General features: G+C 67.8%; 16 protein-coding genes and 1 pseudogene. 13 read left to right on the top strand and 4 right to left on the bottom strand.

Annotated features, from left to right (window positions below; translation table 11 throughout):
• Positions 1 to 64: 64 nt before the first annotated feature.
• The 5 genes and pseudogenes from speB to PJ259_RS03025 all read left to right on the top strand — a co-directional run bounded on the left by speB (position 65) and on the right by PJ259_RS03025 (position 5,559).
• A complete protein-coding gene (gene speB / locus PJ259_RS03045) occupies positions 65 to 1,015 on the top strand; it encodes an agmatinase (protein WP_173148142.1) in 951 nt (316 codons plus the stop codon).
• Between the two features lie 135 nt (positions 1,016 to 1,150).
• Positions 1,151 to 1,399: pseudogene (locus tag PJ259_RS03040) on the top strand (cytosine permease); the annotation flags it as partial.
• A 156-nt stretch (positions 1,400 to 1,555) separates the two neighbouring features.
• Positions 1,556 to 2,935: a sodium:solute symporter gene (locus PJ259_RS03035; protein WP_271654673.1), complete on the top strand. Its 1,380-nt coding sequence runs from the start codon at positions 1,556 to 1,558 to the stop codon at positions 2,933 to 2,935.
• Positions 2,936 to 2,957: 22 nt separating this feature from the next.
• Entirely contained in the window at positions 2,958 to 4,562 is a 1,605-nt protein-coding gene (locus tag PJ259_RS03030) for a 5-guanidino-2-oxopentanoate decarboxylase (protein ID WP_271654672.1), read from the top strand.
• 343 nt (positions 4,563 to 4,905) lie between these two features.
• Positions 4,906 to 5,559, top strand: a complete 654-nt coding sequence (locus tag PJ259_RS03025; RefSeq protein WP_271654671.1) for a DUF2238 domain-containing protein — start codon at positions 4,906 to 4,908, stop codon at positions 5,557 to 5,559.
• On the opposite strand, the gene PJ259_RS03020 is transcribed toward PJ259_RS03025, so the two are convergent.
• The gene (locus PJ259_RS03020; RefSeq protein WP_271654670.1) at positions 5,556 to 7,253 is read right to left on the bottom strand and encodes a dihydroxyacetone kinase family protein; all 1,698 of its coding nucleotides are present in this window, start codon (positions 7,251 to 7,253) and stop codon (positions 5,556 to 5,558) included. The genes PJ259_RS03025 and PJ259_RS03020 overlap by 4 nt on opposite strands.
• 109 nt (positions 7,254 to 7,362) lie before the next feature.
• Here PJ259_RS03020 and PJ259_RS03015 point away from each other — a divergent pair, with 109 nt between their 5' ends.
• The 3 genes from PJ259_RS03015 to msrQ all read left to right on the top strand — a co-directional run bounded on the left by PJ259_RS03015 (position 7,363) and on the right by msrQ (position 11,359).
• On the top strand, positions 7,363 to 9,612 hold the full coding sequence (locus PJ259_RS03015) for a xanthine dehydrogenase family protein molybdopterin-binding subunit (RefSeq protein WP_271654669.1): 2,250 nt from the start codon (positions 7,363 to 7,365) through the stop codon (positions 9,610 to 9,612).
• A 125-nt stretch (positions 9,613 to 9,737) separates the two neighbouring features.
• Positions 9,738 to 10,748 carry a protein-methionine-sulfoxide reductase catalytic subunit MsrP gene (msrP, locus tag PJ259_RS03010; protein WP_271654668.1) on the top strand — a complete coding sequence of 337 codons (1,011 nt, stop codon included), beginning with the start codon at positions 9,738 to 9,740 and terminating at the stop codon, positions 10,746 to 10,748.
• Positions 10,748 to 11,359: a protein-methionine-sulfoxide reductase heme-binding subunit MsrQ gene (msrQ, locus tag PJ259_RS03005; protein WP_271654667.1), complete on the top strand. Its 612-nt coding sequence runs from the start codon at positions 10,748 to 10,750 to the stop codon at positions 11,357 to 11,359. Before msrP ends, msrQ begins: the two co-directional genes overlap by 1 nt.
• A 107-nt stretch (positions 11,360 to 11,466) precedes the next feature.
• On the opposite strand, the gene PJ259_RS03000 is transcribed toward msrQ, so the two are convergent.
• Together PJ259_RS03000 and PJ259_RS02995 are read right to left on the bottom strand one after the other, a co-directional pair.
• The gene (locus PJ259_RS03000; RefSeq protein ID WP_271654666.1) at positions 11,467 to 12,066 is read right to left on the bottom strand and encodes an START domain-containing protein; all 600 of its coding nucleotides are present in this window, start codon (positions 12,064 to 12,066) and stop codon (positions 11,467 to 11,469) included.
• 51 nt (positions 12,067 to 12,117) lie between these two features.
• Positions 12,118 to 12,372 carry a YkgJ family cysteine cluster protein gene (locus tag PJ259_RS02995; protein ID WP_271654665.1) on the bottom strand — a complete coding sequence of 85 codons (255 nt, stop codon included), beginning with the start codon at positions 12,370 to 12,372 and terminating at the stop codon, positions 12,118 to 12,120.
• Positions 12,373 to 12,556: 184 nt separating this feature from the next.
• Here PJ259_RS02995 and PJ259_RS02990 point away from each other — a divergent pair, with 184 nt between their 5' ends.
• Both PJ259_RS02990 and ppnP read left to right on the top strand, forming a co-directional pair.
• The gene (locus tag PJ259_RS02990) at positions 12,557 to 13,108 is read left to right on the top strand and encodes an exonuclease domain-containing protein (RefSeq protein ID WP_271654664.1); all 552 of its coding nucleotides are present in this window, start codon (positions 12,557 to 12,559) and stop codon (positions 13,106 to 13,108) included.
• Between the two features lie 83 nt (positions 13,109 to 13,191).
• Positions 13,192 to 13,473 carry a pyrimidine/purine nucleoside phosphorylase gene (ppnP, locus tag PJ259_RS02985; protein ID WP_271654663.1) on the top strand — a complete coding sequence of 94 codons (282 nt, stop codon included), beginning with the start codon at positions 13,192 to 13,194 and terminating at the stop codon, positions 13,471 to 13,473.
• Positions 13,474 to 13,556: 83 nt separating this feature from the next.
• Here the strand turns inward: ppnP and pdxB are convergent, their stop codons facing one another.
• Positions 13,557 to 14,720, bottom strand: coding sequence for a 4-phosphoerythronate dehydrogenase PdxB (gene pdxB, locus PJ259_RS02980; protein ID WP_271654662.1), 1,164 nt, complete (start codon positions 14,718 to 14,720; stop codon positions 13,557 to 13,559).
• A 130-nt stretch (positions 14,721 to 14,850) separates the two neighbouring features.
• Between pdxB and PJ259_RS02975 the strand changes: the two genes are divergently transcribed.
• The 3 genes from PJ259_RS02975 (at position 14,851) to PJ259_RS02965 (ending at position 19,184) form a co-directional block, all read left to right on the top strand.
• Positions 14,851 to 16,227 (top strand): MATE family efflux transporter, encoded by a 1,377-nt coding sequence (locus tag PJ259_RS02975; RefSeq protein ID WP_059314627.1) that lies wholly within the window; start codon positions 14,851 to 14,853, stop codon positions 16,225 to 16,227.
• A 68-nt stretch (positions 16,228 to 16,295) separates the two neighbouring features.
• Positions 16,296 to 18,449: a mechanosensitive ion channel family protein gene (locus PJ259_RS02970; RefSeq protein WP_059314626.1), complete on the top strand. Its 2,154-nt coding sequence runs from the start codon at positions 16,296 to 16,298 to the stop codon at positions 18,447 to 18,449.
• Between the two features lie 84 nt (positions 18,450 to 18,533).
• Complete coding sequence (locus tag PJ259_RS02965) at positions 18,534 to 19,184, top strand: SGNH/GDSL hydrolase family protein (RefSeq protein WP_271654661.1); 651 nt, start codon at positions 18,534 to 18,536, stop codon at positions 19,182 to 19,184.
• The last annotated feature ends 291 nt before the right edge of the window (positions 19,185 to 19,475 follow it).

Below are 19,475 nucleotides of genomic sequence, written 5' to 3'. Positions count from 1 at the left end.
GCGCCGATTCTTCGCCTGTCAGTGACTTTGCACAATCGGGTCATCAGCACAACGAGGATGACCCGTGGAAAAGATCCTGCACCAGCCGCTGGGCGGCAACGAGATGCCCCGCTTCGGCGGCATCGCCAGCATGCTGCGGCTGCCCCACCTCGCTTCCCCGGCCGGACTCGACGCCGCCTTCATCGGCATCCCCCTGGACATCGGCACCTCGTTGCGCTCCGGCACCCGCTTCGGGCCGCGGCAGCTGCGCAGCGAATCGGTGATGATCCGTCCCTACAACATGGCCACCGGCGCGGCGCCCTTCGACTCCTTGAGCGTCGCCGATCTGGGCGACGTCGCCATCAATACCTTCAACCTGCTGGACACGGTGCGGCTGATCGAGGAGCACTACGACCGGGTGCTGGAGCACGATGTCACCCCCCTCACCCTGGGCGGCGACCACACCCTGACGCTGCCCATCCTGCGGGCCATGAAGAAGAAATACGGCAAGATCGGCCTGGTGCACGTGGATGCCCATGCCGACGTCAACGAGCACATGTTCGGCGAGAAGATCGCCCATGGCACCACGTTCCGCCGCGCCGTGGAAGAAGGCCTGCTGGACTGCGACCGGGTGGTGCAGATCGGCCTGCGGGCCCAGGGCTATGCCGCCGACGACTTCGACTGGTGCCGCGAACAGGGCTTCCGGGTGGTGCAGGCCGAGGAGTGCTGGCATCAGTCCCTGACCCCGCTGATGGCCGAGGTGCGCGAGCGGGTGGGCGGCGGGCCGGTATACCTGTCCTACGACATCGACAGCATCGACCCGGCCTGGGCGCCAGGCACCGGTACCCCGGAGATCGGCGGGCTAACCACCATCCAGGCGCTGGAAATCATCCGCGGCTGCCGCGGCCTCGATCTGGTGGGCTGTGACCTGGTGGAGGTGTCGCCGCCCTACGACACCACCGGCAACACCGCCCTGCTCGGCGCCAACCTGCTCTACGAGATGCTCTGCGTGCTGCCGGGGGTGACATACCGCTAACCCCTTCGGTGCGGTGACCCGCCATGACGGTCGCCCACCCGCTGTCTTTCGCTGCCGAACACCGGCGGGCTCCTGGCCCGCCGACAACAAGAACGCGGGCCCTGCCCTGCGTATAACCGTGTCGAGGCGTCATCCATGGACCATCATGACGGCATCACCCGTATCGAAACCTTCGGGGTCGAGCAGATTCCCGACCACGAACGCCATGCCACCCCCTTCGATCTCTTCCGCCTGATCTTCGGCGGCGCCAACACCTTCGCCACCGCCGCGCTTGGCCGCGCTCCGATCCTCTTCGGGCGGTCGTTCACGGCCGGGGGGCTGGCCATCGCTCGTGGGGGCCTGGGCGGCGCCACCCAGGTCTACCTGGCCCTGCTCCGGTTGTTTTCGGAACCGGCCGCCGTATACGGTTCGGCCGGCGCACGGTGACCCTGGCACGCCGCGGCCGGCTCCGCTCTAGATAGCGCTCGCGTCGCCTGAAGACCGAGTCCTCACAGGCCCGGCGTGCCCGGCCCTGCCCATCCCTACAAGAGATCCGCTCCCATGATCCTGGATATTTCCGTCGTCCTGGCCTATGCCCTGGCCATGCTCCTGCTCGGCTGGTACGGCATGCGCCGTGCTCGCAATCAGGAAGAATTCCTCGTCGCCGGCCGCAACCTCGGCCCGGCCTTCTATCTGGGCACCATGGCCGCCACGGTACTAGGTGGCGCCGCCACCGTCGGCACGGTACGGCTGGGCTACGTCCATGGTCTTTCCGGCTTCTGGCTGTGCGCCATGCTTGGCGGCGGCATCCTGGTGCTCAACCTGTTTCTCGCCAAACCACTGCTCAAGTTGCGCATCTTCACCGTGACCCAGGTGCTGGAACGGCGTTACACCCCCCTGGCACGCCAGGCCAGTGCCGCCATCATGTTCGTCTATGCGCTGATGCTCAGCGTGGTCTCGGTGCTGGCCATGGGCACGGTGATCCAGGTGCTGTTCGAATTGCCCTTCTGGAGCGCCATCCTGCTCGGCGGCAGCGTGGTGGTGATCTATTCCAGCATTGGCGGCATGTGGTCGCTGACGCTGACCGACATCGTCCAGTTCATCATCAAGACGGCCGGCCTGATGTTCGTGCTGCTGCCCATCTGTCTCGCCCGAGTAGGCGGCTGGGACGCCCTGGTGGCCAAGCTGCCGGCCAGCGCCTTCGCCCTGACCACCATTGGCTATGACACCATCCTCACCTACTTCCTGATCTACTTCTTCGGCATCCTCATCGGCCAGGACATCTGGCAGCGCGTCTTCACCGCCCGCAGCGAAGGCGTGGCGCGGGTGGCGGGCAGCCTGGCCGGGGTCTACTGCGTGATCTATGGCCTGGTGGGCGCCTTGATCGGCATGTGCGCCCGGGTGCTGCTGCCGGACCTGGGCGATGCCAACAATGCCTTCGCCGCCATCGTCCGCAGCGCCCTGCCGGACGGCATTCGCGGCCTGGTGATCGCCGCCGCCCTGGCCGCCATGATGTCCACCGCCAGCGCCGGCCTGCTGGCCGCGTCCACCACCCTGACCGAAGACCTTCTGCCCCGGCTGCGCGGCGGCAAGGCCTCGACCCTGGGCATGGCCCGGCTGTTCACCCTGCTCACCGGCATTGCCGTGCTCGTCATCGCGCTGCTGGTGAACGACGTCATCGGCGCCCTGACACTGGCCTACAACCTGCTGGTGGGCGGCATCCTGGTGCCGCTGCTCGGGGCCATTTTCTGGAAGCGCGCCACCACGCCCGGGGCCCTGGCGAGCATGCTGCTGGGATCCGGCGCGGCCATCGTCTTCATGCTCAAGGATGGCCTGGAAGCCAATACGCCGATTTACTTCAGCCTGGTACTGAGCCTGCTCAGCTTCGTGCTGGTAAGCCTGCTCACGCCACGCGCCGAGGTTGCCGGCCGTCCTGCCTGATCGACCCTGGAGGAGAATGCGCATGACCACCTGTGGCGAATTTCTGGTCCGCCAACTGGCCGCCTGGGGCGTGGACACCGTCTTCGGCATCCCTGGGGTCCATACCGTGGAGCTTTATCGCGGCCTCCCCGGCAGCGGTATTCGCCACATCACCCCACGCCATGAGCAGGGCGCGGGCTTCATGGCGGACGGCTATGCCCGGGCCAGCGGACGGCCCGGGGTATGCTTCGTCATCAGCGGACCCGGACTGACCAACTGCCTGACCGCCATGGCCCAGGCCTATGGCGATTCGGTCCCGCTGCTGGTGATTTCCAGCGTCAACGAACGCGCGCGGCTCGGCCATGGCGCCGGCTATCTGCATGAGCTTCCGAACCAGCGCAACCTGACGGCCGGGGTTACCGCCTTCAGCCATACCTTGCTGGAGGTCGACGGCCTGCCAGGCGTACTGGCGCGTGCCTTCGCCGTGTTCGACGGCGAGCGGCCAAGGCCGGTCCATCTGGAACTGCCGCTGGACATCATCACGGCACCGGCCGATCACCTGGCACTGATGCCCAAGCCCAGGCTGGCACGCCCGGAGCCGGCCGCAGCCCTGCTCGACCGCGCCGCGGCTCGCCTGCGCAAGGCCGAACGCCCGCTGCTGTTGATCGGTGGGGGCTGCCAGGACGCGGCTGCCGAGGTACGCGCCCTGGCCGCCGCGCTGGATGCGCCCACCGCCACCACCATCAATGCCAAGGGTCTGTTGCCGCCTGGCCATCCCCTGGCACTGGGCAGCAACCAGGCGCTACCACCGGTACGCGCCCTGGCGCGGGAGGCGGACGTCATCCTGGCGGTGGGTACCGAACTGGGCGAGACCGACTACGATGTGGTCTTCGACGGCGGTTTCCAGCTGACCGGCGACCTGATCCGCATCGACCTGGACCTCAGGATGCTGGTCACCGGCCACCCGCCCTGGCTAGGCCTGGTGGGCGACGCCCAGGCCGCACTGCAGGGCCTGCTGCAACGCCTGCCCGCCCGCGAACTCGACCCAGTTGGACCCGGCGCCCGGCGCACGGCCATTGCCCGGGCTGGCCTGGCGCGCGAACTGGCCGGCTGGGCGCACTTTCGCCAGCTGTTCGAGCGGCTGCAAAGAGTGCTGCCGGATGCGCGCTACGTGGGCGATTCCACCCAGACCGTCTACGCCGGCAATCACCTGGTGGAATTGGACGGTCCACGGCGCTGGTTCAATGCTTCCACCGGTTACGGCACCCTGGGCTATGGCCTGCCCGCCGCCCTGGGCGCACGCCTGGCCGACCCCAGACGTCCGGTGATCTGCCTCGTCGGGGACGGCGGTCTGCTCTTTACCCTCAGCGAGCTGGCGAGCGCCGTGGAAGCGAGGATCGGCATCGTCATCCTGCTGTGGAACAACCACGGCTACGGCGAGATCCGCCGCTATATGGAACAGCGGGACATCACGCCCCTGGGCGTCGACCTGGTCACCCCGGATTTTCTCGCGCTGGCGCGGGCCTTTGGCTGCCTGGCCGAACGCGCACGGGATCTGGATCATGTCCAGGACCTGCTCGCCAGCGCGCCAACCGATCGACCACTGCTGATCGAGCTGCGCGAAGTAGCACCCTTCGTGTCGGCCTGACCAGTCAGGCAAGGGAACCATGGCGGCGCGCTGCACCGCCCGATCTCGCTAGGGATCAGACCGCAGACGGGGCGCATCGGCATCCGAACAAGGTCGATGCCTAGATCCTGGGTCGGCACCTGAGATCCAGCGGCACCCGGAACCTACAGGGGCCCTGCGAAGGTTTCGCGTACCCATGCCGCCTGGACGACGGATACCCGGGCGTCAGGTGCCTACGTTGCGCCTGGGGTTTTCTCACCGAAGCCGCGCAGGTGCTGGAACGCTGGCAGGTGTCGATCTGTCCATGCAGCAGTGGTCGCCACCGCGACTCGCCTCCTTCCGTCCCCGCAAGGCCCCCAAGCATTTGAACGTTTCCCCGTGTTCCCGGCTACAACTGGTCCTGCTGCTGATACTGGTCACCCTTACCCTGGCACTCGGCTGGGCACCCGTGGACCGGCTGACCTGGGGGATCGAACAGCTGCTGGTGATCCTGGCAGTGGTAGCCATCGTGGTTATCCAGCGACGGTTTCCCCTCTCGGCCAGCGCCAGCCTGCAACTCTTCGCGTTTCTCGTACTGCACCAGATCGGCGCCCACTACACCTATTCCCAGGTGCCCTACGACGATGCCTGGCAGGCGCTGACCGGTTTCCGCCTGGACAAGGCCCTGGGTCTGCAGCGCAACCATTACGACCGCCTGGTGCACCTCGCCTACGGGCTGCTGTTGGCCCGCCCCTTTCGTGAAGTGGTCCAGGGCCTGACCGGGCTACGCGGCTGGCAGAGTGCCTATGTCGCCCTCGAGTTCGTGCTCGCCTCCTCGGCGGGCTACGAGCTCATGGAATGGCTGGGCGCTGACCTGCTGGCGGGCGATGACGCGGAAGCCTTCGTCGGCGCCCAGGGCGATCCCTGGGACGCACAGAAAGACATGGCACTGGCCTTTCTCGGCGCCTTGCTCTCGCTGGTCTGCCGCCATGGCTGGCCCGGACGTCGCGGGACCGGCCATGGCGTTGGTTCGCGCTAGCGGGCGATCACGGGTTCCAACGCGTCCAGCCAACAGACCACGGCCACGGCGCCGCCATCGGGAATGCCACGGGTACGTTCGCCGAGGTAACTGGCACGACCCTGGCCCGGAACCATCTCGGCGGTAGCCTCGGCGCCCTTCCGAGCGGCAGCCACCGCTTCGGCGAAGGCCTGCGCCGGGCTGGAGCCAGCCTGGGCAGCTGCCAGCAAGGTATCCGCGGCAGGTCGAAGCGCATCGAGCATCGTGCGCTGGCCCGGCTGGGCGCCGCCCAGCTCCGCCAGCGCCTGGACACCCTGGTCGAAGGCCTGGGCCCACTGGGACAGTGTCGGTCGCGCGACCCCGTCCAACACCTGGGCCGCGCGGACCAGCGCGCAGGCATAGAAGGGTCCGGAACTGCCACCGATGGCACGCCGCAGGGCCTGTCCCATGGCGGCCAGGGCACTGGCCGGGGTGTACCAGGCGCTGGCCGGCAGGGCGCGCATCGCCTCGGCGCCACGGGCCAGGCTGGTGCCCAGATCGCCGTCACCGGCACGGCTGTCCAGGTCGGTGAGACGGGTTTCGTTGGCCAGCAGGCTGGCGATCACGGCGTCCACTGCGGCATGCAGGCGCTCCGCCAGGGGACCGGGCGTGCACGTCGTCGCCTCGGCCGTCACCTGAGGCGCGGACAGCAGACGCGGCGCCGCTGGCACCCGACCGTCACCGGGCCAGGCCCGCGCCTGGGTTGGCGCATCCAGCAGTGCCAGGCGGGCCTCGTCCACCGGCAGCAGCGACAGCGAACAGCCCGGCATGTCCAGGGCGCTGAGGAAGGTACCGGTCCAGGCCCGCTCCACGCTCAGGCCGCGCCGACGCAACTCGATCAACGCCGCCCGGGCCACCAGGACGAGCTCCGGCGGTGGCGTGGCGCCCAGGCCATTGACCAGCAAGGCGAGACGCGTCCCGCCAGGATAGCCGCCATCCTCGACCAGGGTATCCAGCAGTCGCGCCACGGTGGCATCGGCGCCTAGCCAGGGCCCGCGCTCGACGCCCTGCTCGCCGTGGATACCAAGGCCCCACTCCACCTCGTCGTCCGCCAGTTCGAAGCCTGGGTGCCCCACCGCCGGCACCGTGCAGGCGCCTAGGGCGACCCCCATACTGCGCAGTTCGGCACTGGCCGCGCGCGCCAGGCTGGCCACCTCGGCGAGGGGTCGCCCAGCGGCGGCAGCGGCGCCGGCGAGCTTATGGATCAACACGGTGCCGGCGATGCCACGACGCTTCTCCGGCGCCACGGTATGGCGCAGGGCCGCGTCGTCCGCCACCAGCACCGTTTCGACGGGAATGCCTTCGCTGCGGGCCAGTTCCGCGGCGAGGCCGAAGTTGAGGCGGTCACCGGTGTAGTTCTTGACGACCAGCAGCGCGCCCGCCGGGCCGGCCGCCGCCCGGATGGCCGCCAGTACCGCATCCACGCTGGGCGAGGTGAAGACGTCGCCCGCCAACGCCGCCGTCAGCATCCCCTCGCCGACGTAGCCGGCATGGGCCGGTTCATGGCCGCTGCCGCCACCGGAGATAACCGCCACCGGGCGTTCGCGGACGTCGGCCAGGGGGTGGCGCAGTATCACCTGTTCGTCGGCCAGCAGGGCAAGACCGGGGTCCAGGCTCACGAGACCTTCGAGCAGCTCGCGAACCACGGTGACGGGGTTATTGATCAGCTTCTTCATCGGGCACTCCTGAGGGCGAGAGGTCGCCGCAGTATGGCACGCGACCAGTGGCACGAACGGCACGCCGCCAGGGGCAGTCTGCCGAAAGGCCACCCACCGGAGCCTGCCCATGTCCTCTGCCCCTCACCGCCTCGAAAGCCTGGCCAAGGTCACGGGTGCCGCCCGCTACAGCGCCGATCTCACCCATAGCGACATCCCAGGCATGCCGCTGCATGCCGCCCTGGTGCAGAGCGATCACGCGCAAGGACAGGTGGCGCGGCTGGTGGTGGCGGCCGCCGAGCGGGCACCGGGTGTGCTGCTGGTCATGACGCACCTGAACGCCCCGCGCCTGCAGCCGATCAATACCCTGCCCGGCGGCGAGCTGGGCCGCTTCCTGCCCTTGCAGGACGACCGCCTCCAATACAGCGGCCAGCCCCTGGCGGTGGTGGTCGCCGAGCGGGCGGACCAGGCCGAATTCGCTGCGCGGCTGATCGAGGTGGAGTACAGCGCAGAAGCGACGGAGCAGGACTTCGACTTCACCCGGCTGCCGGCTGAATATCCGCAGGTGGTCGGCGCCGGCGAACCGGCGATCACCGAGCGCGGCCAGCCCGATGCGGCCTGGACGCAGGCGGAAGAGCGCCTGGAGTTGGAGTACACCACGGAGCCCCAGCATCACAATGCCCTGGAGCCCGGGGCGGCCCTCGCCGCCTGGGACAACCAGGGCCGACTGGTGGTGGACGCCGGCACCCAGTTCACCTATGGCGATGCCTATGCCCTGGCGCAGGCGTTCGACCTCGGCGTGAGCCCGGACTTCCCCGCCGTGATGCGCGCCGGTCGCGCCGAGGCGGACTTCTCCACGCGCATCCGCTTTCGCTCACCCCTGGTCGGCGGCGGCTTTGGCGGCAAGAAAGGCAATGCCCATCCCCTGCTCGCGGCCATGGCGGCGCGGCTCGCCGGCCGGCCCGTGAAGCTGGTGTTGACCCGGCGGCAGACCTTCTCGCTGATGCCCTTTCGGGGCGCCACCCGCCAGCGCTTGCGCCTGGGCGGCACTCGCGACGGCCAGCTGAGCGTGCTGCTGCAGGAGGCCCTGATCCAGAACGCCCACACCTCTAACTTCATAGAACCGGTCGGTGAGATGACGCCCAAGCTCTATGCCTGCCCTCATCTGCATACCGGCCATGCCACGGCGCGGCTGCACCTCAATGCACCCAGCTGGCTGCGCGCCCCGGGCGTGGCGGTCAGCCAGTTCGCGGTGGAGAGCGCGCTGGATGAATGGGCCCATCACCTGCGCCTGGACCCGCTGGACGTACGGCTGCGCAACCATGCCGACGTGGAACCCCAGACCGGTAATCCCTGGTCGAGCAAGAGCCTGCGCCAGTGCTACGCGGCCGGTGCCGCCGCCATCGGCTGGGCGGACCGTGATCCCGGCATCGGCGCCATGCGCGATGGCGACCTGCTGATCGGCTACGGCATGGCTACCGCGGTCTACCATGTCGCCCAGATGGCCGCCTCGGCACGTATCCGGCTGAGCGCCGATGGCACGGCGGTGGTCGAGAGCGCCACCCACGAGCTGGGTCAGGGCAGCTGGACAGCGCTGACTCAGTTGGCCGCCGAGGCGCTGGGGCTGCCGCTGGAGCGTGTTCAGCTGCATTGGGGCGACACCGACCTCCCCTACAGTTCCCTGACTGCCAGCTCCTCCACCACGCTCAGTCTCGGCGCGGCCATCCAGGCCGCTGCCGACCAGCTGCGTCGGCGCCTGGTAGCGCTGACCGGGGCGGATGCGTCCGACGCCGGGGGCTGGCGCCTCGCGGACGGCGCTCTGGTCAGCGAGCGTGCCCCGGATCAACGTCATGAGCTGGGCCTGTTGCTGCAATGCCATGGCCTCGCCGAGGTGAGCGCTGAAGCCAGCACCGCCGACCAGGTGGCCCAACGCCCGGCGCTCGGTCGTGCCGCCTTTGGCGCCCAGTTCGCCGAGGTGGCGGTGGATCCGCAGCTGGGAACGGTCCGGGTCCGCCGCCTGGTGGGTGCCTTCGCCGGTGGCCGTATCGTCAATCGCCGTCTGGCCCAGAATCAGTTGGAGGGCGGCATGATCTGGGGCCTCGGCCAGGCGCTGCTGGAACAGAGTCGACTGGACCTGGCGCAAGGGCGCTGGATGAACGCGGATTTGGCCGAAGCCCTGGTGGCTACGCAGGCCGACGTGCCCGTGCTCGAGGCCCTGCTGCTGGACGAAGACGATCGCCTGGGGCATCCGCTGGGTATCAAGGGGCTTGGCGAGATCGGCGTGGTCGGGGTTGCCCCGGCCATCGCCAATGCGGTCTTCCATGCCACCGGCATCCGGGTGCGGCAGTTGCCCATCACCCTGGACAAGTTGCTCGGCTGAGCGAAACGGCCTTCCGCCCGACCGGGGCGGCAGGCTATCGTCTGGTCTGGAAGCTTTTCACGACCGGGATGTCTCACGCTGATAGCCAGCCGCGCCCTCCTGCGCGCATCCCGTCGAGGTTCGTCATGCCGATCAAGATCGTTCCGCGCTCTGCCTGCCGTGGGTCGGAGATCACCCCCGAAGCCGTCTACCTGTCCCGGCGCCAGCTGCTCGGTGCCAGTGGCGCCCTGCTCGCTGGTGCCGCCCTGCCCGGCTGGGCAATGGCCGCCGCCTCTACCTATGGTGACGTCGACGCCGCCAAGGGCCCCGACTGGTTCGAGCGCAAGCTGCCGGAAACCCGTTGGCAGGCGGCCACGGTCAAGGGCGAAGACATCACCCCCTTCAAGGACGCCACCCACTACAACAACTTCTACGAATTCGGTCCGGACAAGAGCGATCCCGCGGCCCACGCGGGCCAGCTGCCGACCCAACCCTGGAGCGTGGTGGTCGATGGCGAGGTGGGCAAACCCGGCACCTATGGCCTGGAGGATCTGTTCGGGCCCGACACCCTGGAAGAGCGCATCTATCGCATGAGGTGCGTGGAGGCCTGGTCGATGGTCATTCCCTGGCTGGGTTTTCCGCTGGCCAGCCTGCTCAAGCGGGTCGAACCCACGGGCAAGGCCCGCTACGTCAGATTCGAGACGCTCAAGGACCCAAAGCACATGCCCGGCATGAACTCCAGCTTCGCCCTGCTGGACTGGCCCTATGTCGAGGGCCTGCGCCTGGACGAGGCCATGCATCCGCTGACCCTGATGACGGTGGGCATGTACGGCCGGGTGCTGCCCAACCAGAACGGCGCGCCGCTGCGCCTGATCGTGCCCTGGAAGTACGGCTTCAAGGGCATCAAGTCCATCGTGCGGATCAGCCTGGTGGAAGAACAGCCGCGCACCACCTGGCAGGGCATGGCGCCCAACGAGTACGGCTTCTATGCCAACGTCAATCCGGAAGTGGACCACCCGCGCTGGAGCCAGGCCCGCGAACGTCGGCTGCCCAGCGGCCTCTTCAGCCCCAACGTCCGGCCGACCCTGATGTTCAATGGCTATGGCGAGGAAGTGGCCTCGCTCTATGCCGGCATGGATCTGCGGAGAAACTACTGATGGGATTGCTGCTTTGGCGGGTCGCGGTGTTCATCGCCGCACTCTGTCCGCCGCTGTGGTGGCTGTACCAGGCGTGGATCTTTGCCCTCGGCCCGGACCCGGGCAAGGCGCTGGTGGACAAGCTGGGCACCGGTGCCCTGGTGCTGCTGTTGCTGACGCTGAGTCTGACCCCGCTGTCGCGCCTCACCCGCTGGAAGCTCTGGCCGGTGATCCGCCGTCAGCTGGGGCTCTGGACCTTCACCTATGCCCTGTTGCACTTCCTGGGCTACCTGGCCTTCGTGCTGGGCTTCGACCTGTCGCAACTGGGCGTGGAGCTGCAGCGCCGGCCCTACATCATCGTGGGTGCCGCGGCCCTGCTGATCCTGCTGGCCCTGGCCGTCACCTCCAATCGACCGGCCATGCGCCGCCTGGGCAAGCGTTGGAAGGAGCTGCATCGGCTGGCCTACCTGGTGCTGGGCCTGGGGCTTTTACACTATCTCTGGATCGTACGCTCGGACCTGGAAGAATGGGCGATCTACGCCGCCATCGGCGCTGCATTGCTGGCCTTCCGCCTGGTGGATGGCTGGCGTCGTAGAAGACGCAGTCAGGCAGCCACCCTCCCTGCCCGTTGATTACAGCTGTCGCGGCAGGGAGGCAAATCCTCCACACCTCAAAATCGTAGGGGTGGTATTAAAAGGCCGGCGCCAGGGGCGCCAGGCCTTAGGGTAGAGATGAGCGATCAGCGCTGCGCAGCCTGGCGCAAGCCTTTCAAGGTGTTGAGCGGTGCATCCACCACAAAGCTGTTGGCCAGCCAGGACGGCACGCTGCCACCCGGCTCGCTCTGGGCCTCGTAGGTCACTTCCGAGCCGCCATTCTTCGGCACCACCCGCCACTGGCCCTGGAAGCTCGCCACCCGTACATAGCCATCGGCGGCGGGACGGTAATCCGGCTGACCTTCGAGGGTACGGGTAAAGCCGCCGTCGGGGGTCTTCTGCTCGGTGATGTGCAGCACCACGTCACGGGCGGTCACCGGCCAGGGCATGTCGATGCGCATATAGGTCCAGGCCTGGTTGTCCTGGCGCTTGAGTACCTCCAGCGACTGGCAGCGGAAGATCCACTTGCACGAGCCCACCGGATCATCCTGCAGGCGAGCGATGGTGGCCGGATCGGCCTTGATCTGGACCACGCCGCGGTAGGCCTTGTACTTGGAGCCAGCGACGGCACGGGTATAGACCTGGATACCGTCTTCCTGCTTGGCGAGCTGCCAGTCCTCGGCCTGGGCTAGGCCGGTGGCTGCGAGCAGGGTCAGGGCAAGGATGGAGCGAAGCGGCTTGTGCATGGGACGTCCCTTGTTGTTGTGGTTGTCGGAGAGCGTTGTCGAGAGATCGGATCAGGCGGCGGTCTCGCCTTCGAGCCGCAACAGGATGGCCATGGCCTCGGCACTGCTGGTGCCACAGAAGGCCGGCTCGGCCAGGAAGCCTCCGCATACGGCAGGACGTAGCGGCGAGCCGAACAGATCGCAGCGATTGGTGCTGTCCAGATGGGCGCAACGCACGCCGGATGGCTTGCCCTGAGGCATGCGTGGCAGCGGTGAGGAGATCGACGGCGCGATGCAACAGGCGCCACAACCCGGACGGCATTCCATGGTGAAACTCGCAGAGAAGAGGCTTGAAGCTTAAAACCAAGGCTGGGGCCTCACAAGCGAATCGTGACCAGATGTCGCTATACAGTCATGAATGTAACATCCATTCGCACGATGCTACGCAACCCAGAGATTTTTCGGCCGTCTTATCTGCGATGAGCGAGGCGGCTGGCCCGAGGGCGTGACAATGAAGCATTGGCTGGTGCTGGACCTGGAAGCGACCACCGACGAAGGTGGCTGGCCGCTGGAATTGATGGAGATCATCGAGATCGGCGCGGTGATGGTGGACGCCGAGGGCCAGGAGCTGGATCGCTACCAGAGCTTCGTCCAGCCTGAGCGCCTGCCGCTGCTGACACCCTTCTGCCGCGGCCTCACCCATATCAGCCAGGCCGATGTCGATGGGGCCGAGCGGCTGGCGGGCACCTGGCTGACCTTCGAGCGCTGGCTGGGCGCCTACGAAACCACCCTGGCCGGCTGGTGCAGCTGGGGCGACTTCGACCGCCGCCTGCTGGAACGCGCCTGGCGCGAGCACGACCTGCACACCCACCTGGCGCGGGTGCCGCATCGCAATCTCAAGCAGGCCTTCGCCAAGGCCCGCGGCCTGGCGCGCCCGCTGGGTCTTACCGCCGCGCTGGAGTCGGCCGGACTGGCCTTTACCGGGGTGCTCCATCGTGCCGAGACCGACGCGCGCAACACCGCCAAGCTGTTGCCCGCCAGTCTGCCGGCCTTCGCGCGCTGACCGACGCAGGAAGCGGTGACAGCCGGGGACGGCCTTGGGCATACTCGCGGACGGTTCTAACCGCTCTCGCACAAGGAAACCCGATGTTCAAGGTCAACGAATACTTCGACGGCACCGTCAAATCCATCGCCTTCAGCCTGAAGTCCAAGCCTGCCACCCTGGGCGTCATGGCCCCCGGCGAATACGAATTCGGCACCAGCCAGCTGGAGGTCATGCACGTGGTGGCCGGCGCCCTGACCGTGAAGCTGCCGGGCAGCGAGACCTGGGAAACCTTCACCGCGGGCAGCCAGTTCACCGTGCCGGCCAACGCCAAGTTCCAGCTCAAGGTCGCGGAAGACACCGCCTACCTCTGCGAATACCACTGAGTCCGTGAGTCCCGTCACTCGGCCATCCAGGCCGACTGGCGGGGGCCGCTACCCCGCCTGAACGCTTGCGCTTCGGCTCTGTCCTAAGCGACACCGCCGCTTTCGGAGTCGTCGCCATGTCGCCAGCTGCAGCCCAGGGCACTCGCCAGCCGAGTCATGCCCGCCCCTTCGAGCACCAGCCCCGGAATCTCCCGACGCATGGGGTAGCCCTTGCGCAGGGCGTCGAACGCCTGGGCACGCGCCAGGGCCGGCAGGCCGAGGGTCGCGCGTAGCGCCGCATCGTCATCACGCGGATCGTAGACCGCACGACAGACGCGTTTGAAGGCCGTCGCCTGCGGCGTGTCCCCGCTGAACACCAGGCGTTCCAGCTGCTGCGGCGGCAACAGGTCGCTCAGACCCAAGCGTGGCGTTTCTCCCGCCCAGGCGCAAAACGCCTCATAGATCTGCGCCGTGCCGCGCCACTTGCCTTCCAGGCTGTGCCCGGCGATATGGGGCGTCACCAGGTGGCAGAGACGGGCCAATTCAGGGTCGATACCTGGCTCGCCTTCCCAGACATCCAGTGCCACCGCCAGCTCGGCGCCACCGGCCAGATGGGTACGCAGCGCGGCGTTGTCGATCACCTCGCCGCGGCAGGCATTGAGTAGCCAGCTTCCTGGGCGCAGGCTGGTCAGGCGGTCGGCATCGAACAGGTGCAGGGTGCGCTGCGCACCCTCGCGGATCAGTGGCGTATGCAGGCAGAGCACGTCGCACCGCGCGATCAGCTCATCCAGGCTGTGGAAGTCGCCCTGCTCCGTCGCCTGACGCGGCGGATCGCAGACCAGTACCTTCCAGCCCAGTCCGCGCAGCACCTTGGCGAGGCGGCCGCCGACCTGACCGGCGCCGACGATGCCATAGGTCCGCTGCGCCAGCTCCGCGCCGGTGCCATCGGCCAGCGCCAGCAGCGCGCCAAGCACCCAGTCCACCACCCCACGGGCATTGCAGCCGGGGGCGTTGCTCCAGCGGATGCCCGCCTGCTGCAGATAGCCGAGATCGAGATGGTCGGTGCCTATGGTGCAGGTACCGACGAAGCCGACCTTCGAACCTGCCAGCAGCGTCTCGTCAATGCGGGTGATGGAGCGCACCAGCAGCGCATCGGCGCGGCCCACGGCTTCGCGATCGAAGGCGCGACCAGGAAGGCGTTCGAGGGTCGCATGGGGTCCGAAAAAGGCGTCCAGCAGCGGTATGTTTTCGTCGGCAAGGATGTGCATGCCTGGGCACTCGCAAGGGCGGGGATCGGCACTTTAGCAGGCCATTCGCACCAGGCAACGGTCGCCGCGAGGCTTGCCACGCCGGCCATGAGGTCTAGACTATTGGCCCCGAAGCTGACCGACCGCTCAAGTGACCTCCTCTCTGCCTCGTATCAGACGTGAATTCGGCGCCCTGCTCTCCCTGGCCGCGCCTATCGTCATCGCCCAGCTCTCGCATTCGGCCATGGGCTTCGTCGACGCCGTGATGGCCGGCCGGGTCGGGCCACTGGATCTGGCTGCCGTCGCCCTGGGCAACTCCGTGTGGATTCCGGTGTTCCTGCTGATGACCGGCATCCTGCTGGCGACCACGCCCAAGGTAGCCGAGCGCCACGGCGGCGGGCGCAGCGGTGAGATCGGCTCGCTGGTGCGCCAGGCGCTGTGGCTGGCCCTGGGCTGCGGCCTCATCGCCAGCCTGTTGCTGCTCAATGCCCGGCCGCTGCTGGTGGCCATGCACGTCGACCCGCAACTGATCGGCCCGACCCTGCTCTATCTCAAGGGCATCGCCATGGGGTTGCCCGCCACCGCCTTCTACTATGTGCTGCGCTGCTTCAGCGACGGCCTCGGGCGCACCCGGCCGGCGATGCTGGTCGGCCTCGCGGGGTTGGCGCTGAACGTGCCGCTGAACTGGATCTTCATCCAGGGCCACCTGGGCCTGCCGGCCCTGGGCGGCGCCGGCTGCGGCTTCGCCTCCGGCACGGTGATGTGGGCGATGCTGCTGGCCATGCTGGCGATCATCCGTACCGAACGCTATCGCTCCTGCGCCATCTTCGCCCGCTTCGAGCGGCCGCACGGACCCACGCTGCGCGCCCTGCTGGCCATCGGCGTACCCATCGGCATCGCCGTGTTCGCCGAGTCCAGCATCTTCTCCGTGGTGGCGTTGCTGATCGGTGAACTGGGCCCGACCGTGGTGGCCGGTCACCAGGTGGCGCTCAACTTCTCCGGTCTGGTGTTCATGGTGCCCCTGGCGCTGGGGATGGCGGTAACCGTCCGCGTCGGTCAGGCACTGGGCCGCGGCGAGCCACGCGAGGCCCGTTTCGCCGCGGGCGTCGGCATGGCCGCCGGGCTGCTCTGCGCTTGCGTTTCCTGCACCCTGATGCTGACCGCGCGCACCTTCATCGCCGGGCTGTACTCCCAGGACCTGGCGGTGATCCAGCTGGCGGCCTCGCTGCTGGTATTCGCCGGCATCTTCCAGTTCTCCGACGCCATCCAGGTCACCGCCGCGGGCGCCCTGCGCGGCTATCAGGATACCCGCGCGACCATGGTCATCACCCTGCTGGCCTACTGGGGCGTGGGACTGCCGGTCGGCTGGGCGCTGGGACTGAGCGACTGGTTCGGTGCGCCACGCGGACCGGCCGGCCTCTGGCAGGGCCTGGTACTGGGTCTGACCTGCGCAGCCATCCTGCTTTCGGTGCGCCTGGCGCGCAGTGCCCGTCGACGCATCCACGGCGCCAAGCCCTTGTTACACTGACCCCCTCGTCGGACGGCCCTGGGCCGTTCAGGACGGGCGTTTTCACCTTTCGCGAGCGTGCGGCTTCGATGATCTTTCGCCTGCTACAGCTGTTTTGCCTCTGCTTCCTGCTCATCGGTCCGGTCCAGGCAGCCCTGCCCGGGCTGCCAGGTACAGAGAAGGATCAGGTCGACCCCCAGTTCGGCCAGTCCCTGGACCAGGTCATCAAGACCCTGGAAAGCGATCAGCAGCGCAATCGCCTGCTGGCGGATCTCAAGAAGCTGCAGGCCGCCCAGACCAAGGCGGAACCCAGCGCCTCCCAGGGAGTGATCGGCCTGATCACCGACACCATGACGGTGGTCGAGCAGCAATTGCAGCGCGACAACCTGCGCGAGCGCTGGCAATTCCAGCTGGATCAGGCTGGCGCGGAGCTGGCCATGTTGGCGCCCGCGCCCGAACAGCGGCTCAATCTGCTGTTGGGTTTCGTCATCACCCTGGCCTTCTGGGCCGGTTGTGCCCTGGGCCTGAAGAGCATCAGCCATCGGCTGCGCATCAGGTTCGGACTGGCCGAGGAGTTGCCGCTGAGACCGCGGACCCTGGACCTGGTGCGTTTCGCCCTGCGCAAACTGGCACCCTGGCTGCTGGCGTTCGTCATCACCCTGCTGGTATCCCTGTGGATGCCGGATTCCCTGGGCAAGACCGTCGCCGTGACCCTGGCCTATGCCGCCGTCATCGGCCCGCTGTTCGCGGCAACGGTGGTGGTGATCTGCTCCCTGCCCAGCGGCGCGCACCGCAGCCGGGCGTTGCTGATCCTGCGCCGGCGTGCCTTTCGCCCGCTGTGGATCATCGGCAGCCTGGCGGCCCTGGGCGGCGTGGCCAGCGATCCGCACCTGGCCGAGACCCTGGGGCCGCACCTAGCCGCGGTCATCGCCATTGGCGCCAATATCTGCGCCGCCCTGCTCACGGCGCAATTCGCCCTGAGATTCCGCCGCCCCATCGCCCACCTGATCCGCAACCAGCCCCTGGCCAAGCGTCAGGCGCTGCGCGGCCTGCAGGGCGTGCGCCACCTGATCGCCCGGCTCTGGCACCTGCCGCTGCTGATCCTGGTGGCCGTCTCGGTGGTGGCCACCTTCGTTTCCGCCGGGGACACCAGCGACGCCCTGCGCCGGGCACTGCTGTTCGCCGTGACCATGGGTGCCGCCATGGGGCTCAATGCCCTGGTCAGGGCGCGCCTGCTGCACCGGCGCCATCACGGCCGAATCCAGGAAGCCTATGCCGAACGGCTGCGGGCGTTCTTCGTGCTGGTACTGGGGATCGTTATCTGGCTGGTGGGAATCGAGCTGGCCCTGCGGGCCTGGAATCTCTCCCTGCTGGGGTTCAGCCAGGGTGACGGCCATGCGGTCGCCAGCAAGTTCTTTGGCCTGGGCGGCACCCTGTTGCTGGCCTGGCTGGTATGGATCCTGGCCGACACCGCCATCCATCGCAGCCTCAATCTGCACCGCGTGAGCCCCAACAATGCTCGCGCCCAGACCATGTTGCCGCTGATCCGCAACGTGCTGTTCCTGACCATCTTCGTCATCGCCCTGATCGTCGCCCTGGCCAACATGGGCGTGAACGTCACCCCGCTGCTGGCGGGTGCCGGCGTCATCGGCCTGGCGGTGGGCTTTGGTGCCCAGAGCCTGGTAGCCGACCTCATCACCGGGCTGTTCATCATCATCGAGGACTCCCTGGCCATCGGCGACTATGTCGACGTGGGCAACCACCTGGGCACCGTCGAGGGCCTGACCATCCGCACCGTGCGGCTGCGGGACATCGACGGCATCGTCCACACCATCCCCTTCAGCGAGATCAAGAGCATCCAGAACTACTCACGGCAGTTCGGCTACGCCATCTTCCGCCTGCCGATCCCGCAGGCGATGTCGGTGGACAAGGCTATCGAGATGGTCCAGGAGGTCGGCCGCTCGCTGCGCCAGGACCCGCTGATGGGCCGGGACATCTGGTCGCCGCTGGAGCTGCAGGGGGTGGAGAGCTTCGATTCGGGCATGGCCATCCTGAGATTTCGCTTCAAGACCGCGCCAATCAAGCAGTGGGAGGTCTCGCGGGCCTTCAACCTCAAGCTCAAGCGCTACCTGGACGATGCCGGCATCGAACTGGCGTCGCCGCGCATGAACGTGCGCTACGAGGTAGGCGGCTCGCCGCTGGATCAGGCGGCGCGGGGCAGCGAAGCGCCGAGCGAAGGCTGAGGCCGCCGACGCGACTGTCGGTCCTCGCGGCGCTGCGGAAAAGCCTCTAGGGTGGACGTCACTCTGTCCTGGCGAGGTTCCGACATGCCCCTGCGTACCCTGCTCTGTTATGGCGACTCCAACACCCACGGCACCCGGCCATTGACCCAGCCGGGCGTACTCGAACGCTTCGGCTGGGACGAACGCTGGACCGGCATCCTGGCCCGCGGCCTGGGCAGCGACTGGCAGGTGATCGAAGAAGGCCTGCCGGCACGAACCACGGTGCACGACGACCCCATCGACGGCCAGCACAAGAACGGCCTCACCTATCTCCGACCCTGCCTGGAAAGCCAGCTGCCCGTGGACGCCCTGCTCCTGATGCTCGGCACCAACGATCTCAAGGCACGGCTGTCAGTAACGCCCGCGGACATCGCCAGTGCGTTGCAGGTGCTGCTGGAAGAGATCAAGCGTTGCAATGCCGGCCCGAACGGCGCCACGCCCAGGCTCATCGTGATGGCACCGGCCCCCATCGAGGAAGTGGGCTTTCTCGGCGAGATCTTCGCCGGTGGCGCGGCCAAGTCCCGCCAATTGGCCGAGCGCTATCGCCAGGTAGCCGAGGCCCAGGGCGCGACCTTCGTCGATGCCGGGGAGCTCATCCAGGTAAGCCCAGTGGACGGCGTGCATTTCGAAGCGGACCAGCATCGGCGGCTGGGGGAACATCTGGTGGGGGTGGTCAGAGCGGCCGCTAGCGCCTGAACGTAGAACGTAGCCTGGACAACGGCGGAGCCTTGTCCGCGGATTTGATGCCACACAGTGGAAAACGCTGCGCGGTTTTCCACGCTACGAGTGGCTGGCATCGCCCTGTTGGGCTTCGACGATGGAGCCGTCTCAGCCCAATTTACGCATGACTCGCCTATGTAGGAGCGGCCCATGGCCGCGATGAGGCTTGAGCCTGAACTTGAATTGCCGGAAGTAAGCGGGTTTTATCGCGGCCATGGGCCGCTCCTACAGGCCTGCAGGGCTGAACGTAGTGTGGACAACGGCGCA

Origin of the sequence: Pseudomonas sp. JBR1 (assembly GCF_028198185.1) — a bacterium.
GTDB classification, from domain to species: Bacteria; Pseudomonadota; Gammaproteobacteria; order Pseudomonadales; family Pseudomonadaceae; genus Chryseomonas; species Chryseomonas oryzihabitans_E.
The sequence above is the reverse complement of the archived record's forward strand: the minus strand, read 5'-3'. Positions and strand labels throughout refer to the sequence as shown.

Bases quoted from the DNA above. Each gene is read 5' to 3' on its own strand.
- PJ259_RS03035 (WP_271654673.1), top strand. From the start codon at position 1,556: ATGATCCTGGATATTTCCGTCGTCCTGGCCTATGCCCTGGCCATGCTC.
- PJ259_RS03030 (WP_271654672.1), top strand. From the start codon at position 2,958: ATGACCACCTGTGGCGAATTTCTGGTCCGCCAACTGGCCGCCTGGGGC.
- PJ259_RS03020 (WP_271654670.1), bottom strand. From the start codon at position 7,253: ATGAAGAAGCTGATCAATAACCCCGTCACCGTGGTTCGCGAGCTGCTC.
- PJ259_RS03015 (WP_271654669.1), top strand. From the start codon at position 7,363: ATGTCCTCTGCCCCTCACCGCCTCGAAAGCCTGGCCAAGGTCACGGGT.
- msrP (WP_271654668.1), top strand. From the start codon at position 9,738: ATGCCGATCAAGATCGTTCCGCGCTCTGCCTGCCGTGGGTCGGAGATC.
- msrQ (WP_271654667.1), top strand. From the start codon at position 10,748: ATGGGATTGCTGCTTTGGCGGGTCGCGGTGTTCATCGCCGCACTCTGT.
- PJ259_RS03000 (WP_271654666.1), bottom strand. From the start codon at position 12,066: ATGCACAAGCCGCTTCGCTCCATCCTTGCCCTGACCCTGCTCGCAGCC.
- PJ259_RS02995 (WP_271654665.1), bottom strand. From the start codon at position 12,372: ATGGAATGCCGTCCGGGTTGTGGCGCCTGTTGCATCGCGCCGTCGATC.
- PJ259_RS02990 (WP_271654664.1), top strand. From the start codon at position 12,557: ATGAAGCATTGGCTGGTGCTGGACCTGGAAGCGACCACCGACGAAGGT.
- ppnP (WP_271654663.1), top strand. From the start codon at position 13,192: ATGTTCAAGGTCAACGAATACTTCGACGGCACCGTCAAATCCATCGCC.
- pdxB (WP_271654662.1), bottom strand. From the start codon at position 14,720: ATGCACATCCTTGCCGACGAAAACATACCGCTGCTGGACGCCTTTTTC.
- PJ259_RS02970 (WP_059314626.1), top strand. From the start codon at position 16,296: ATGATCTTTCGCCTGCTACAGCTGTTTTGCCTCTGCTTCCTGCTCATC.
- PJ259_RS02965 (WP_271654661.1), top strand. From the start codon at position 18,534: ATGCCCCTGCGTACCCTGCTCTGTTATGGCGACTCCAACACCCACGGC.